Raw genomic sequence first — 14374 nt, forward strand, 5'->3', positions numbered from 1 at the left:
GAGGAAACCGTGACGAACCCGCAGCGCCGCACGACCACCCGCCGGGGCACGGCGCTGCGCGCCCTCGGCGCCGCCCTCCTCGCCCCGCTGGCCGGCCTCACCCTGTTCGTGGCGCCCGCGTCGGCCGCGCCCCAGGGGCTGTCCTCGACCGACTGGCACCACTACGTCTGCGACGACGGCTACTACCGGATCAAGACGCCGTACGGACAGCTCCTGGAGAAGAGCCTGAGCAGCGCCTGGAGCCAGGTGGTCCAGAACCCCGACACCGGCGGCTACAACCAGCAGTGGAAGCTGTGCCACTACGAGAACGACAGCGAGCTCTTCATCTTCCGCAACCGGTCGAACGAGAACGCCTGCCTGGGCATCTGGAAGCAGAACCCGACCGACCCGAACGAGGGGCTGGCCGACGGCGCCAACTTCTCCGTGTCCGACTGCTGGGACTGGATCTACGGCAACCAGCAGTTCCGGATCCATCCCGCCATACCCGGCTCGGACCAGGTGGTCCTCCGGGTGGGCCACAGCGCGAAATTCGCCGCGGTCGCCGACCCGAACGGCGCCGCGGGCTCGGTCCTGGCCCAGTACTCCTACCGGTCCACCCTGTTCACGCTGGACCACCTCGCCCCCTGACGTCCCGTGCCGCACGTGGGGGGTCCGGCCCGCCGGGGCCGGACCCCCCACGCTCACGCGGAAGCGTCGGCGGGCTCGGCGGGCTCGGCGCCCTCCACGAGGCGGAACACCGCGACCTCCCAGCCGAATCCGACCACCAGCCGGTCCGCCGCGGCCGCGGCCAGGGCGTGGACCGGCAGCGGCAGCACCAGGTCGGGGCCGACCGGGGCGAGCGTGGCCAGGTCCCAGGTGCGGACGGTGCCGTCGTCGCCGCCGGTGAGGAGGACCGAGCGGCCCGCGACCCGGCCGGTGGCCAGCGCGGCGGTGTCGTCGTCGGCGGCGCGCAGGGGCGGGCCGAGGAGGGTGCGGGTGGCCAGGTCCCAGACGTGGACCAGGCCGTCGTCGCTGCCCGCCGCCACGACGGGGCGGCCGTCGACCACCGCGGTGGCCAGCACCTCGATGACCGGCCCGTCCTCCGACTCGTCCTCCCGGTCCTCGTCGTCCGCGTCCTCGTCGTCCCGGTCCTCGTCGTCCTCGTCGTCCGCCTCGTCCGCGTCACGCGAGGGCCCGCCGCCCGGCAGCCCGATCGGCCCGCCGAGCGCGGCGCCGGAGGCGAGCTCCCACACCCGCACCGTCCCCTCGTCCGCGGTGACGGCGACCGCCCGGCCGTCCAGCACCGTCGTGGCCACCGCCGTCACCTCGGACCCGTGCCCGGCCAGCGGCCCGTGGAGGACCTCGCCGGTGGCGAGGTCCCAGACGCGGACGAGACCGTCCGCGCTCCCGGTGACGGCGACCGCCCGGCCGTCCAGCACCGTCGTCGCCACGGCGCCCACGTCGGCGTCGTGGACCAGCGGCGCACCCGCCGACTCCCCGGAGGCCGGATCCCACAGCCGCAGCGCCCGGTCGTACGACTCGACCGTGGCCACCACGGGCCGGCCCCCGACGACCGCCGTCGCCATCGCCTCCACCGGCTCCCCGGTCTCGGCGAAGGGCGTGCTCACCTCGGCGCCGGTGGCCAGCTCCCACAGGCGCGCCGAGCCGTCCCAGGCGGTGCTGACCACCAGCGAGGCGCCGTCGGCCTCGACCGTCGCCACGGCGGTCACCTCGGCCCCGTGCCCGGGCCGCGGGTCGCCCACGGACCGGCCGTCGACGGCCGGGTCCCAGCGGTGCACCCGGCCGTCGCCGGTGCCGACGAGCACCACCGGCCGCGCGTCCCCGGCCTCGGCCGTCGTCGCGGCCAGCGCCCGGGTCCGGCCGCGGGGCCCGGCGAAGGCCTGGGTGAACTGCCGTCCGGTGGCCGGATCCCACAGCCGCACCAGGCCGGAAGCGTCGCTGGTGGCCACCGCCGCCCCGGCCCCGGTCGCCACCGCAGCCACCTCCTGCGGCCACTCGTTCGCCGCGACCAGGCGCTCGCCCAGCCGCTTGAGCGTCGCCGGGTCCCACAGGGCGGTCGCGCCGCCCGACCCGCCGACGGCCACCGCCGGGCGGCCGCCGGAGTCCACCACGGCCAGCGACTGCACCGAGCCGACCCCGGCGTCCGGCACCGGCGGCAGCTGACGCCCCTTCACCAGGTCCCACACCCGTACGGTCCCGTGGAAGTCGCCGGTCACCGCCACCGGCCGGCGCAGGACCACCGTCGTCACCAGCGCCGTCAGCCGGCCCGCGCGGGAGTCGGCCGGGTCCCGCATCGGCCTGCCGACCGGCTCCCCGGTGGCCAGGTCCCACACCCGCACAGTGCGGTCGTGGCCGCAGCTGACGGCCACCGGCCGGCCGCGCACCACGGTGGTGGCCACCCCGGTCACCCAGTCGGTGTGCCCGGGCAGGGGCGGGTACAGGAGCCGGCGCGTGGTCAGGTCCCAGACCCGCACGGCCTTGTCGGTCCCGGCCGACACCGCCACCGCCCGGCCGTCCAGCTCGGCCGCCGCCACGGCGAAGACCTTCCCGGCGTGGTCGGCCATCGACTCGCCGACCGCCTCGCCGGTGGCCAGGTCCCACAGGCGCACGGTGCCGTCGTCCCCGCCGGTGACCACGACCGGGCGGCCGTCCACCTCGGCCGGGACCGCGGCGACGGCCGCGACACCCTCCTCGTGGCCGGCCACGCTCCAGCGGCAGCCGCCCAGTTGGGCGCCGCTGGCCCACTCGGCGCGCCGGCGCGGGAAGCGCTCGCCCGCCACCGGGACGGCCTCGAACCGGGCCGCCAGCTCGCCGTCCCCGTACCGCAGGGCGTCCAGCGCCAGCAGCTGGCGGCGCACCGCGGCGCCGGCCTCCCGGTGGCGGTGGGCCGAGGCCTCGTACACCGCGGCGCCCACCCGCCCGAACCCCCACGCCTCGGGGAGCAGGGCCAGCACGGTCGCCGGATCGGCGTTCACCAGGAACCCGGCGTCGGCGAACGGGATCGAGCCCAGGTAGACCGCGACGGCGCGGCGCAGCTGGGCGTCCGGCCCCTGGGCCGCGCGCAGCCACAGCGCCACCGCCTCCTCGATCCCGCCGTCCTCGGACACCATCACCCCGAGCCGCTCCTCGGCCAGTTGGCGGTAGGGATCGATCTCCGTCGTCACCGCGCCGCGCAGCAGCCGGTGAGCCTCGGCCCGGTCACCGCGGAAGCGCGCCTGGTCGGCGGCGTCGATCGCCGCCGCGACCCGGACCATCTCCTCGGCCAGCCGCGGCGGCAGGGCGGACAGGTCCACCAGCTCCCCGGGGCGCGCCCACGCCCTGCGGTCCTCGGCGGCGGGCCGCACCGGTGCGCCGCCCCCGGAGCGCTCCCGGCGGCCGCCGAACAACCGGCCCACCCAGCCGCGGTGTTCCCTCGCGTCACTCATCGCTCTCCCCACTCCCGTACCCGGACGGTTCACCCTAATGACCCACCCCGCCACGCCGACCGGGCCCCGGGGCGCCTACCCCGGGCGACCGGACGGAAAGTGACGTCCCGCCCGCAAGCCCGCCCGGCCCTGCCCCCGCCCTGCCCCGCGGCTCGCCGGCAGGAAACCGCAGGACGACAGGACGCAAGACGCAGGACGGCAGGACTCAGGACTCAGGACGTAGGACCAAAAGTCGATGGCCCCGCGGTCCGCACCCCCGGTGGAATGGTCGGATGGATCACGCGCCCCACCCCGAGCAGCCGTCCGCCGGCCTCACCGCCGCCCAGCGCTCCGCCTACCTCGACCGCATCGCCCTCCCCGACCCCGGAGCGCCCTCCCCACAGGCCCTCGCCCGGCTCCAGCTCGCACACCTGCGCACCGTCCCGTTCGAGAACCTCAGCATCCACCTCGGCGAGCCCGTCGACCTCGACCCCGACGCCCTCCAGGAGAAGGTCGTCACCCGCCGCCGGGGCGGCTTCTGCTACGAACTCAACGGTGCCTTCGCCGAGTTGCTCACCTCGCTCGGCTACCGGGTGAGCCTGCTCGCCGCCCGCGTCTTCGACGGCGAACGACTCGGCCCGCCCTTCGACCACCTCGCCCTGCGGGTGGACCTCGACGAGCCGTGGCTGGTCGACGTCGGCTTCGGCCGCTTCAGCCGCCACCCGCTGCGCCTGGACGAACGCGGCGAACAGGCCGACGCCGAGGGCGTGTTCACCCTCGCACCCACCGGCGGGCACGGCGACCTGGACGTCCTGCAGAACGGCACACCGCAGTACCGCCTGGGCCTGCGCCCGTACGAGCTCGCCGACTTCGCCCCGACCTGCTGGTGGCAGGCCACCTCGCCGCACTCCCACTTCACCCGCTCGACGACCTGCTCACTGCTCACCGCGGACGGCGGCCGGGTGACCATCAGCGGCAGCCGCCTGATCACCACCACCCCGGCCGGCGGGCGCACCGAGCGGACCCTCGCCGCCGACGAGGCCCTCGCCGCCTACCGCACCCGCTTCGGGATCACCCTGGACCGCCTGCCGGTCCTCCCGGTCCTCCCGGTCCTCCCGGTCCTCCCGGGCTGAGGGACCGGCGGCCGCCCGCACAGGACCGCCCTCAGCCCTCAGCCCGCCCCGAGGGCTGAGGGCCGGTGATGCGGACCAGGTCCGGCCAGTACCGCGGCCCGTCGGTCTCGATCCGCCGCATGACGGGTTCGATGGCGCCCACGGTCGAACGGAACCCGTCGGCGACCTCCGCCAGCACGGCGTCGCCCTCGCCCGGCTGCTCCTCGCGGTCGCGGTCCATGACCTGCGCGCAGTGCTGCCCGGCCCGCCGGGTCTGCTCCAGCGCCGCCCACCACGGCCCGTCCAGACCGGAGTCGGGGATGTGGAGGTGTCCCAGGGCGGTCCCGGCGGCGCGGTCCAGCGTGGTGCAGATCCCGGCGAAGCGGCTGCCGTCGACCTGGATCTGCTCGCCCGGGTGCTCGCGCGCCATCCGATCGAGCTCCTGGACCTCGTCGTAGAAGGCCCGGTACCCCTCGATGAGCGCCAGGACGTCCTGCTTCCCGCCGACCAGGTACCACATCAGCAGCTGGAAGACGCGCACCCGTTCGGACCGGGCGTCGGCCGGACGCTGCACCGCGGAGCCGAGCCCGCCCGCCGAACCCGAACCCGAGCCCGACGCCGAGGCCTGCACGGCGACGGGCCCCAGCGCCAGCGCCCCGACGAGGACCCCGGCGAGCACCGCCCGCCGGGCGCCGGAACGCGCCACCCGGCCGTCCGCCTCCCGGCCGTCCACCTGCGGTCCGCCGCTCCACCGCCGGACGAGCGCGAGCGGCAGCCGCACCAGTGCCGCGGCCATCGCCGCCCCGAACAGCGCCGGCAGCACCGGCCCGGCCAGCATCCGCACCAGCGGCCAACTGCCCTGCGGCACCCACAGACAGCTGTCGCCCATGGTCCGCAGCGGCCCGAGGCAGCCGTCCACCGACATCAGCAGGAACACCGCCACCAGCGCGAACGCCTGGGCGATCCCCGCCGCCACCAGCGCCCCGACGAGCCACAGCCGCCGGGACACCAGCGCCACGACCACCGCCGTGACCACCACCGCGGCCCAGATCGCGACCGTCAGCCACCACATGTACCGCAGCGCGAACCCGCCCGCGCGCTCACCCAGCGGCGGCCGGCCCGGGTACAGCGCCGCCTTGACCGCCAGCACCCCGACCACGCACAGGACACCGCCCAGCAGCCCGCGGCGCAGCGCCCGGCCGAGCCCCCGGCGCCCGCCGAGCAGCCACAGCAGGTACGGCAGCGCCCACAGCGCCCCCGCGGCCGCGGCGAAGGCCACGGTGCTCCCGTCCGTGCCGAGCCGCGGCAGCACGGCGGCGATCCACTCCAGCTCGGCCCGGTGCCGCTCCCACGCCTCGGGGAACTGCTGGAGCAGCACCTCCCGGATCCCGCTCTGGGCCAGGAAGTCCCCGGCGGTGTACAGGTGGCCGCCCGTCGACCACCAGGCCAGCCCGGCCGCGGCGACCAGCACCGCCGCCGCCGTCGCCACCACCGCGGCCACCCGCCCTCGGCGCCCCGGAGCCAGCCCCAGCCGGGCGCACTGCACCAGCCACGGGACGTACGCCAAGGCGCCGAGCGGCAACACGAGCAGGGCGAGCGGATGCTCCGGAAGCCAACGGCCGCCGGCGGTGATGTCCACGGCCAGCTCGCCCACCACCAGGCCGGCGCCCAGCCACAGCCCCGCCCGCAGGCCGTCCGGCCCGGCCGTCCCGCGGTGCGCCGCGTACGCCGTCGACCGCCAGGCCGCCACCGCGAGGATCAGCGCCGCCGGCACCGTGGCCAGCCACACCCCGACCGCCCCGCCGGCGAGCGGGGGCAGCAGCAGGGGCACGGCGACGCCGGCCGCGCCCACCAGGAACGTCTGCAGCGGCGCCAGGGTGAACAGCGCCGCCGGATCGTCCAAGGCCCGGCGCCGCTGCGCCCAGGTCGGGTGCGAGCGCCAGAGGCGGCCGAGCCGGGCGGCCGGGCCCACGGGGTCGCGCACGTCCCACACCCGCCGGTCGGCGCCGAGGGCGACGGCGTCCGCGTCCGCGTACAGCTCCCGGTGGCGCAGCGTGTCGGCGCGGGCCAGGACCACCAGCAGCGCCATCCCCAGCGCGGTGGCCGCCTGCCGCACCAGCGGCGCCCGCCCGGCCGGCCAGAACACCCGGTCGGCGCCCACGAAGAGCCCGAACTCCGCGCCCACCAGCGTCCCGCCGACCAGCAGCACGAACGGCAGGGCCACCAGCAGCGCGAACACCCGCCACAGCGCGGTGACGGCGTACCCCAGGTCCACGTCCCGGTTGCGGATGTGCGCGAACTCGTGGAGCACCACGGCCCGGAACCCGGCCGGGTCGGTCCGCCAGGTCACCGACAGCCCCCCGTACAGGCACACGGTGCGGCGGCGCGGGTGGCCGAACGCCACCGCCCCCGGGTCGAGCCGGCCCGGGTCCACCACGAACTCCGGTACCACGGGCAGCCGCGCCCGCTCCGCCAGCCGCCGCAGCTCCGCCCGCAGCGGTTCGTCGACGGGCACCAGCCGGCGGGAGCGCCGACGCCAGCGGGGCAGCAGCAGGTACAGCGCCGCCGCCGCGGCCAGCACCAGCGCCAACGCGACGGGCACCGGCCACGACGGATCGCCCGGAACGGCGGCCAGGCAGGCGCGCAGGGCCGGGTCCGTCCACGGGGCGACGTCCAGCTGTGCCAGGAAGTCCGCGTCCGGGTCGAACCCGGCGGCCAGCTTGCAGACGTACTCCGCCCCCCGGCCCGTGCGGACCAGGTCCAGCATGGTCGTCAGCATGTGGTGGCCGGCGACGACCATGGACAGCAGCAGCAGGCCGAACCGCAGAGCGGTTCCGGCGGGCAGCACCCGCGGGTCCAGGACCGGCGCGGCGGCGGGCGGCTCCGGCGGCATCGGTGGCACCGGCGGCGCGGCGGGCGCGCTCATGCCGGCGGCTCCACGGCCGGCTGTGCCACCACTGCCACGACGACGTCCCGAAGCGATCCGGCCATCCGCCCGACCTCCCAGCTGATCTTTCGTCAACTGCCGGTGTGTGGGCGGAACTTACCCCCAAGAGAGGGCCGGTATCCAGCGGTTCTTCCAGCTGCGCCCGGCGGGCCGGTCCGCGCCGGGCGCGCCGGCGGCGTGCCGGGCGTGCGGAGGAGGGTTCGCGACCGAAGTGATTCCGCCGGATCCGCGGCCCACACCTGCGCTTCCGAGCGCTCCTACCGCGGCCGGAACCCCGAGGTGATCCTGGGCGATGCGGGTCCGGACGCCGGTGAACGGCGCCGCGGCTCCGACCGGTCGGGGACGCTCCACCACACCCGACCGCCGACGGTGTCCGCCGCGTACAGCACCGCACCGTACCGCGACCGCACCCTCCGCACCGTCACCGGCACGCCGGGCGTGCCCGTTCTCCCGAGAGGAACCGACCTTGGCCATCGGACTGCGACTCCCGCGCGGCCTCGCCGCCCTGGGCACCGCCCTGCTCGCCGCCACCGCCTTCGTCCCGCTGACGGCGTCCGACGCCGCGGCGGCGTCCCCCATCTGCCTGAGCGGCACCCTCCAGTACGACTACCAGTCGGCGGAGGCGGGCACGAACAAGCCCACGATGACCAAGCCGGTCCGCAACGCCGACATCCAGCTGTGGGGCGCCGAGAAGGCCACCGACACCTCCCACCAGCTCACCGCCGACTACCGCACCACCGGCACCGACGGCAGCTTCAACCTCTGCTACACCCCCACCACGACCACCTCGATGAGCACCATGTGGGTGCGCTTCCGCACCGAGAGCGTGCAGTACTGGAAGGTCAGCGACACCACCGGCACGCCCTACACGATGGACTCGACCGCCCAGAACAACCTCGCCGCCAGCACCTCCCTGGGCACGCTGAAGCCCACCGCGGCCACCTCCCGGGCCTGGCACGCCTTCGACACCGTCTACCTGCTGTACGCGAACCGCAACAACCCCACCACCGCCTGCTGGTCCTCCCACGAGGCGAGCGACTCCTGCACCGAGCTCAACATCCGGTGGACGGCCAACTCGACCGACGGCACGTACTACGACCTGTCCAACACCGTCCACCTGGCCGCCGCCGACCCGGACTCCGAGCACACCGTGCTCCACGAGTCCGGCCACTTCCTGATGCACCGGCTGTACAACGGCTCGTTCCCGGCCGTCACCAACTGCAGCCCGCACTACGTCCAGTTGGTCAGCTCCGGCAGCTGCGCCTGGACCGAGGGCTTCGCCGACTCCACGGCCGCCTACCTCCTCGGCGACTACCGCTACGTCTGGCCCGACGGCAGCAGCTACCCGTTCACCTACACCACCGGCTGGAACACCGGGGACCAGGTCCAGGGCAACGTGGACGGCTCGCTGCTGGACCTCTGGAACCACGTGGACGGCGGCTGGAACGGCACCATCGCCGTGCTGACCTCGCACACCCCGAACACCTTCGCGGACTACTTCAAGACCGACCGCCCGGCCGGCAACCTCTCCACCACCGGGAGCGCGCTCACCTCCCTGGCCGCCCACACCATCGACTACGGCCCCACGGTCGTGGGCGACAACCAGTACCACGCCCTCACCAACGGCGGCGGCCTGGCCCTGGAGCACGCCGGCCAGTGCGCGGCCACCACCAACGTCGTCGCCGATCTGAACACCTACGACTCCACCCACGCCTCGGAGCGGTGGAAGTTCGACGCGAACGGCGACGGCACGGCCAGGATCTACGACAGCTGCCCGACCCCGCTCACCCTGACCGCCCCCACCGGCGCCGGAGCCCAGGTCACCCTGCAGGCGTTCAACTCGGCCAGCCAGTACCAGAAGTGGCAGGTCACCCAGAACGCCAGCGGCACCTTCACCATCACCAACCCGGCCACCGGCTACGTCCTCGACAGCGCCGCCGTCAGCGCCGGCGCCGCGGTGACCGTCAACCCGTCCAGCAGCGCCAACACCCAGGACTGGGCCACCCTCGCCTGACGGGGCCGCCGCCCTGTCAGCGGACGTCAATTCGCGGTTTATCGCGCTGCCGCAGAGTGATCCACGGCCGCCGGAGAGCCCGGCGGCCCGAAATGGGGGGGACACCATGGGAACGTACGCCAGGATCACCGGCACCGTGACGGCCGCGGCCGCGGCCGCGCTCACGCTCGCACTGGCCGGGGCGGCCTCCGCCGCACCGGTGACGGCCACGGCCGGGACGAAGACGGTCGCCGCTCCCGCCGTCACCGCCGCGGCCCGCAGCACCGCGGTCAAGCTGAACAACTGGACCGGCTGCACCCTCACCAGAGAGAACTGGTGGCTCGACCACGGCATCTGGACCTCCGAGCCGCCGGTGCACATCTACGACAAGCAGCAGGGCCAGTGGTCCTCGGAGTCCAACGGCTTCGCCACCGGCACCGAGGGCCACGCCCGGTTCTTCAGCGAGAACTGCGCCGACCCGGTCCTCAACGGCCGGATCGTCCAGGTGCACTGGAACAACCCGTACGTGGGCTCCAACAGCTACGACTCCAGCTTCACCGACCTGAAGTTCTACGTGCCGCAGCCGGCCGGCGGCGGCGGCAACAACGCCACCGCCGAGTTCTCCGCCTGGTCCCGGTAGCCACCGCACCACCGCGATACGGCACCACGGGAGCACCCCACCGTGGTGAGCGGCCCGGCCGGTCCGACCTGTGTCGGGCCGGCCGGCCGCGTTCCCGGCGGCGGCCGGCCGCGCTCCGGTCCCGTCAGGCGACGAGGCAGAGGCCGTCGTACCGCCCGGTGGGCGAGGTCCGGCCCCGGCCCGCCAGGTCGTGGCCCGAGCGGCCCCGGCCCGCCAGGCCCGCCAGGCCCGCCCGGCCCGTTCGGCTCGGGGCGTAGCGGGCCAGCTCGTCCTGGGCGAGCGAGAGCAGGTCCGCGAGGCCGAGCCCCAGTGCCCGGGCGGCCGCCGCGAGCACCTCGGAGGAGGCCTCCTTGCGGCCGCGCTCCAGTTCCGACAGGTACGGCATCGAGATCCGGGCCGCCTCGGCGACGTCCTTCAACGTGCGCTCCTGGGCGAGCCGTTCGCGCCGCAGCACGTCGCCGACGACATCGCGCCACAGCGGCTCCCTGCGCGCGGGCGTCCGCGGGGTGCGGGACTGCTCGTCGGAGGCGGGCGGCGAGGCGTGCGGTCGCAGGGGGATGACGCGGGCTTCGTTCGGCGCATGAGTGCTCACCCCTTCAGCCTAGGGACGGCGGGCCCGGGGGGAAGGGCACGGCGTTCTGCCCTGGGTGAAGCCGACTCAGGGAAGCCGCCCCGGGAATCCGCCCCACGGAATCCGCCCCGGGGAAGCCGCCCGCCGGTGGGTGCTGCCCGCGGACCGCGGCGTCGGGGCCGGCACCGGGCACCTGTATGTTGATCACTCGCCGATTCCGTCGGCGTCCCGTCCCAGGGGGTTGACGCGCGGGTCCGGCACGACGTGGCGGCCGTCCCGCGCAGGGCGGGGCGCTGCCGCCGGGGAGCCGGGGAGAGGGGCCTCGGCCCGGGGTCGAACGGCAGCTCGTCATCCCAACGTTCTCGAAGGATCCCGTATGACCGTTCCCGTCCCGCCCGACAGCAGCCCGCCGCCCGCCGAGGAGCCGGCCGGCGCCGACCCGTGGGCGCCGCCGCTGATCCCGGGTCAGGGCGAGACTCCGCGCGGGGGCGAGGCCACCGCCCCCGCTCCCGCCACCGCGCCGCCCGTCACCGCGCCCGCCCCCGCCGGGGCCCCCGGCGTGCCGTACTGGCCGCCGTACCCGATGCCGATGCCCGCCCCGCAGCCCCGCAACGGCCTGGGCATCGCCGCCCTGGTGCTCGGCATCCTCGGTGTCGTCCTCGGCCTGGCCGTCATCCTGTTCTGGCTGTCCTGGCTGCCGGCCCTGCTCGCCGTCGTCTTCGGCGCCATCGGCCTGGGCTACGCGCGCAGGGGCGTGGCGACCAACCGGGCGATGGCCCTGGCGGGCGTGATCCTGGGCGTCACCGGCCTGCTGGTCTCGGTCGGCGCCGGGGTGTTCGTCGTGTCGCGGGTGCAGACGGTCAAGGAGGAGCGGCGGGCCGAGGCGGACGCCGAGCGCGCCCGCTCCGAGGCCGCGACCAAGGCCGCCCAGGAACGGGCGGCCAAGGAGAAGGCGCGGATCGAGGCCGAGCGCAAGCGGATCGAGGCCGAGAAGGAGAAGGAGGCCGCGGACGAGCGGGCCCGGCGCCTGTCGTTCGGCCAGTCCTACACGTACCCGGACGGGCTGAAGGTGACGATGGCCGCGCCGGAGCCGTACGTCCCGCGCGGGAGCGTGGGCGAGATCCCCAAGGACGCCAGGATCGTCCAGGTGAGGATCACCGTCGTCAACACCGGGTCCGCGGAGGTCTCGCTCTACGGGTCGGGGCTGCCCACCGTCAGGGACGCCAAGGGCGGCCTCGTCTTCACCCTGATCGACGGCAGCGGACGGATGAAGATCCTCACCAGGTCCCTGGCCCCGGGGGAGGAGGCCGACGGGCTGACCGCGTACGCCCTTCCGGCCGACGCGGCCGACCCGTTCTCCGTCAGGTTCGACCACGGCGCCGGGAGCGAGCACAAGAACGTCATCTGGACCGGCCCGCCCAGCTGACCAGGCCCCATCAGTCCCACCGGTACCGCCGGCACCACCAGCCCCACCGCCCGCTCCCCGCAAGCGATTTGACGACATATCAGGCAGATCACGAATCGGCAACCGAGGACCGGCCGTACCGCGATACCCCTGTGGCGGAGCGTCCGGCTCCCCTATCCTCCATCCGTCGCGGCGCACTCCCGCCGCGCCGGAGGACTTGGGGGCGCGGTGGTTCTGGACGGACGAGCGGCTGTGTTCAAGGCTGTCGTTCCCTCACTGGTCGGCCTCGAACTGGTGGGGCCCGACCCCGGGGACGGGGACCGGCTGCGCACCCCGGCCGGGACACCCCTGCTGGTCGAGTGCGCCGGCGGGCGCCTCACCGGCAAGACCACTCTCCTGAAGACCCTGGAGGACCGGTACGCGGAGCGCCTGCCCCAGGCGTACGCGGACCTCGGGCGCGCGGACTTCGGCCGGCCGGGCCTGGCCCTGCCCGCCGAGAACGAGGCCCCCCACCTGAGCAACGCCTCCCACACCTCGGACCTGCTCTTCCACCTGCGCTACGAGCTGAGCCGGCGGGCGAAGCGGTTCGGCGCGGGCGTGTCCTTCCCCCGGCTCACCCAGGGCCTGCTGGCGGTCACCAGCTGGCAGACCGTCGGGCTCGGCGAACTGGAGGCCGCCGGCCGGCGCCTGGAGAGCCTGCTGCGCGAGAGCCAGCCCGACGCCCAGGCGCGCCGGGACAAGGTGGCGGGCTGGATCAGACAGGTCGCCCCGAACCTCGGCACCGCGGCGGGACTGGGCCCCGGCGTCAACGAACTCGTCGCCTCGCTCGCCGACATCGTCGCCACCGAACTGCTCGGCGCCCGCGCCAACCAGAACGGCCTGCGCTGGTGGGCCGAACGGAGGGTCAGCGCCCAGGGCGAGGCGAACGTCCAGCTCTCCGAACTCGCCCGGGCCTTCCGCGGCAACCCGCACGACCGCGAGCGCGCCGAGCGCCACCTGATGGCCGCCCTCCTCGCCGACATCGACGACCACTACACCTGGCCGCGCCGGAAGAACCGGCTGCCGCGCCCGCTGCTGCTCCTGGACAACGCCCACACCCCGCTCGGCCGGCCGGTCCTGGACATGCTGACCGAGGTCTGGCACCAGGAGGACGTCCGGACGCGGCCCGGCGTGGTCGCCACCGTCCTGGCCCCGGAACCGGCCGCCCCCGAACCGGAGGACGTCCAGGCGACGACCCGCAACGCCGCCGGCCCGTTCTGGCGCGCGGACCGGCCGCGGACGCCGGACGGCTGGACCCTGCGGCTGCCCCTGGCCCAGCTCACCCTCGACGAGATCACGTGGATGTTCGGCACGGACCACCCGGGGCCGGACATCGCCCAGCTGATCCACCGCCTCAGCGCGGGACGGGCCGGGATCGCCCACGCCCTGGTCCAGGCCGGCCGACGGGCCGTGCGCCTCGGGCAGAGCCCCGACCCCCGCGCCCTGCTCGACCTGCCGGCCGACGACGAGCCCGACACCCGGGTGCACGAGCGGCTGCTGCGCCTGCTGGTCCCCGACGACACCGCCCGGGCCCGCCTGGCCCACTTCTCCCCGGCGCTCGACGAGGAGGCCGCCCAGGCGCTCGGTGCCGAACACCCGCCCGGCGACAACGACCTCCTGCGCGTCCAGACGACCGGACAGCTGCTGGTGCGCGACCGCTGGGGCGCCCGCCCGTGGCCGGTCACCGGAGTGCCGTTCGTCGGCGACCCCACCCTGCGCGCCCTGCTCGGCCACCACCTGGTCACCCTGCTCGGCGAGACCCCCGGGGCCGACCGGTGGCACGACCTCCACGAGACCCTCTGCGACCACCACGCCCCGCAGGACGCCGCCCCGCCCGACGAGCGCTTCCTGCACCACGCGCTCGCCGTCCTCGACACCGGCACCGTCGCCCGCGCCCTCCACCGGCGCCTGGCCGACCAGGACCCGGTCGGCTGGCTCACCGCCCTCAACCTGATCTGCGCCGCGCCGCACCCGCCCCGGAACCTGACCGCCCTCGCCGCACCGCCCGAGGACTGCCCGGCCTGCGGGAGCACCGACGCCCCCGTGCACCAGGCGATCGAGTCCCTCGTCCACGCGCTGTGGCGGCAGTCGCACCCGCTCGCACCACCCGACGAGCAGCTGATCGGCAGTGTCCGGCTCCAGCTGCTCACCCTGGCCCAGCATGCCGGGGCCGCCCACCAGGCGGTGTTCTTCCGGGCGTACGAGACCTGGCCGCAGCTCCTGCGGCGCTGGGTCCAGGCCCCCCACCTCCCGATCTGAGGAG

At 75.5% G+C, this 14374-nt stretch carries 9 protein-coding genes; 6 read left to right on the plus strand and 3 right to left on the minus strand.

Going from position 1 to position 14374, the window contains the following annotated elements:
- Positions 1-9 precede the first annotated feature (9 nt).
- Positions 10-627, plus strand: coding sequence for an RICIN domain-containing protein (locus tag ACFWP2_RS11425; protein ID WP_380450135.1), 618 nt, complete (start codon positions 10-12; stop codon positions 625-627).
- Positions 628-680: 53 nt separating this feature from the next.
- On the opposite strand, the gene ACFWP2_RS11430 is transcribed toward ACFWP2_RS11425, so the two are convergent.
- Positions 681-3425, minus strand: a complete 2745-nt coding sequence (locus tag ACFWP2_RS11430; RefSeq protein ID WP_380450136.1) for a WD40 repeat domain-containing protein — start codon at positions 3423-3425, stop codon at positions 681-683.
- A 272-nt stretch (positions 3426-3697) separates the two neighbouring features.
- Between ACFWP2_RS11430 and ACFWP2_RS11435 the strand changes: the two genes are divergently transcribed.
- Positions 3698-4537, plus strand: a complete 840-nt coding sequence (locus ACFWP2_RS11435) for an arylamine N-acetyltransferase (protein ID WP_380450137.1) — start codon at positions 3698-3700, stop codon at positions 4535-4537.
- A 31-nt stretch (positions 4538-4568) separates the two neighbouring features.
- On the opposite strand, the gene ACFWP2_RS11440 is transcribed toward ACFWP2_RS11435, so the two are convergent.
- On the minus strand, positions 4569-7442 hold the full coding sequence (locus tag ACFWP2_RS11440; protein WP_380450138.1) for a M48 family metalloprotease: 2874 nt from the start codon (positions 7440-7442) through the stop codon (positions 4569-4571).
- Positions 7443-7929: 487 nt separating this feature from the next.
- On the opposite strand from ACFWP2_RS11440, the gene ACFWP2_RS11445 reads away from it, so the two are divergent.
- Both ACFWP2_RS11445 and ACFWP2_RS11450 read left to right on the plus strand, forming a co-directional pair.
- Positions 7930-9477 (plus strand): RICIN domain-containing protein, encoded by a 1548-nt coding sequence (locus ACFWP2_RS11445; protein ID WP_380450139.1) that lies wholly within the window; start codon positions 7930-7932, stop codon positions 9475-9477.
- Positions 9478-9583: 106 nt separating this feature from the next.
- Positions 9584-10096, plus strand: a complete 513-nt coding sequence (locus ACFWP2_RS11450) for a hypothetical protein (protein ID WP_380450140.1) — start codon at positions 9584-9586, stop codon at positions 10094-10096.
- 124 nt (positions 10097-10220) lie between these two features.
- Here ACFWP2_RS11450 and ACFWP2_RS11455 read toward each other — a convergent pair whose 3' ends face one another.
- Complete coding sequence (locus tag ACFWP2_RS11455) at positions 10221-10688, minus strand: helix-turn-helix domain-containing protein (protein ID WP_380450141.1); 468 nt, start codon at positions 10686-10688, stop codon at positions 10221-10223.
- A gap of 355 nt (positions 10689-11043) precedes the next feature.
- Here ACFWP2_RS11455 and ACFWP2_RS11460 point away from each other — a divergent pair, with 355 nt between their 5' ends.
- Positions 11044-12093, plus strand: coding sequence for a hypothetical protein (locus ACFWP2_RS11460; RefSeq protein ID WP_380450142.1), 1050 nt, complete (start codon positions 11044-11046; stop codon positions 12091-12093).
- Positions 12094-12324: 231 nt separating this feature from the next.
- Positions 12325-14370 (plus strand): hypothetical protein, encoded by a 2046-nt coding sequence (locus ACFWP2_RS11465; RefSeq protein ID WP_380450143.1) that lies wholly within the window; start codon positions 12325-12327, stop codon positions 14368-14370.
- The last annotated feature ends 4 nt before the right edge of the window (positions 14371-14374 follow it).

The sequence above is a fragment of the Kitasatospora sp. NPDC058444 genome, assembly GCF_042721415.1.
GTDB lineage: Bacteria > Actinomycetota > Actinomycetes > Streptomycetales > Streptomycetaceae > Kitasatospora.

Bases quoted from the DNA above. Each gene is read 5' to 3' on its own strand.
- ACFWP2_RS11430 (WP_380450136.1), bottom strand. From the start codon at position 3,425: ATGAGTGACGCGAGGGAACACCGCGGCTGGGTGGGCCGGTTGTTCGGC.
- ACFWP2_RS11435 (WP_380450137.1), top strand. From the start codon at position 3,698: ATGGATCACGCGCCCCACCCCGAGCAGCCGTCCGCCGGCCTCACCGCC.
- ACFWP2_RS11440 (WP_380450138.1), bottom strand. From the start codon at position 7,442: ATGAGCGCGCCCGCCGCGCCGCCGGTGCCACCGATGCCGCCGGAGCCG.
- ACFWP2_RS11450 (WP_380450140.1), top strand. From the start codon at position 9,584: ATGGGAACGTACGCCAGGATCACCGGCACCGTGACGGCCGCGGCCGCG.
- ACFWP2_RS11460 (WP_380450142.1), top strand. From the start codon at position 11,044: ATGACCGTTCCCGTCCCGCCCGACAGCAGCCCGCCGCCCGCCGAGGAG.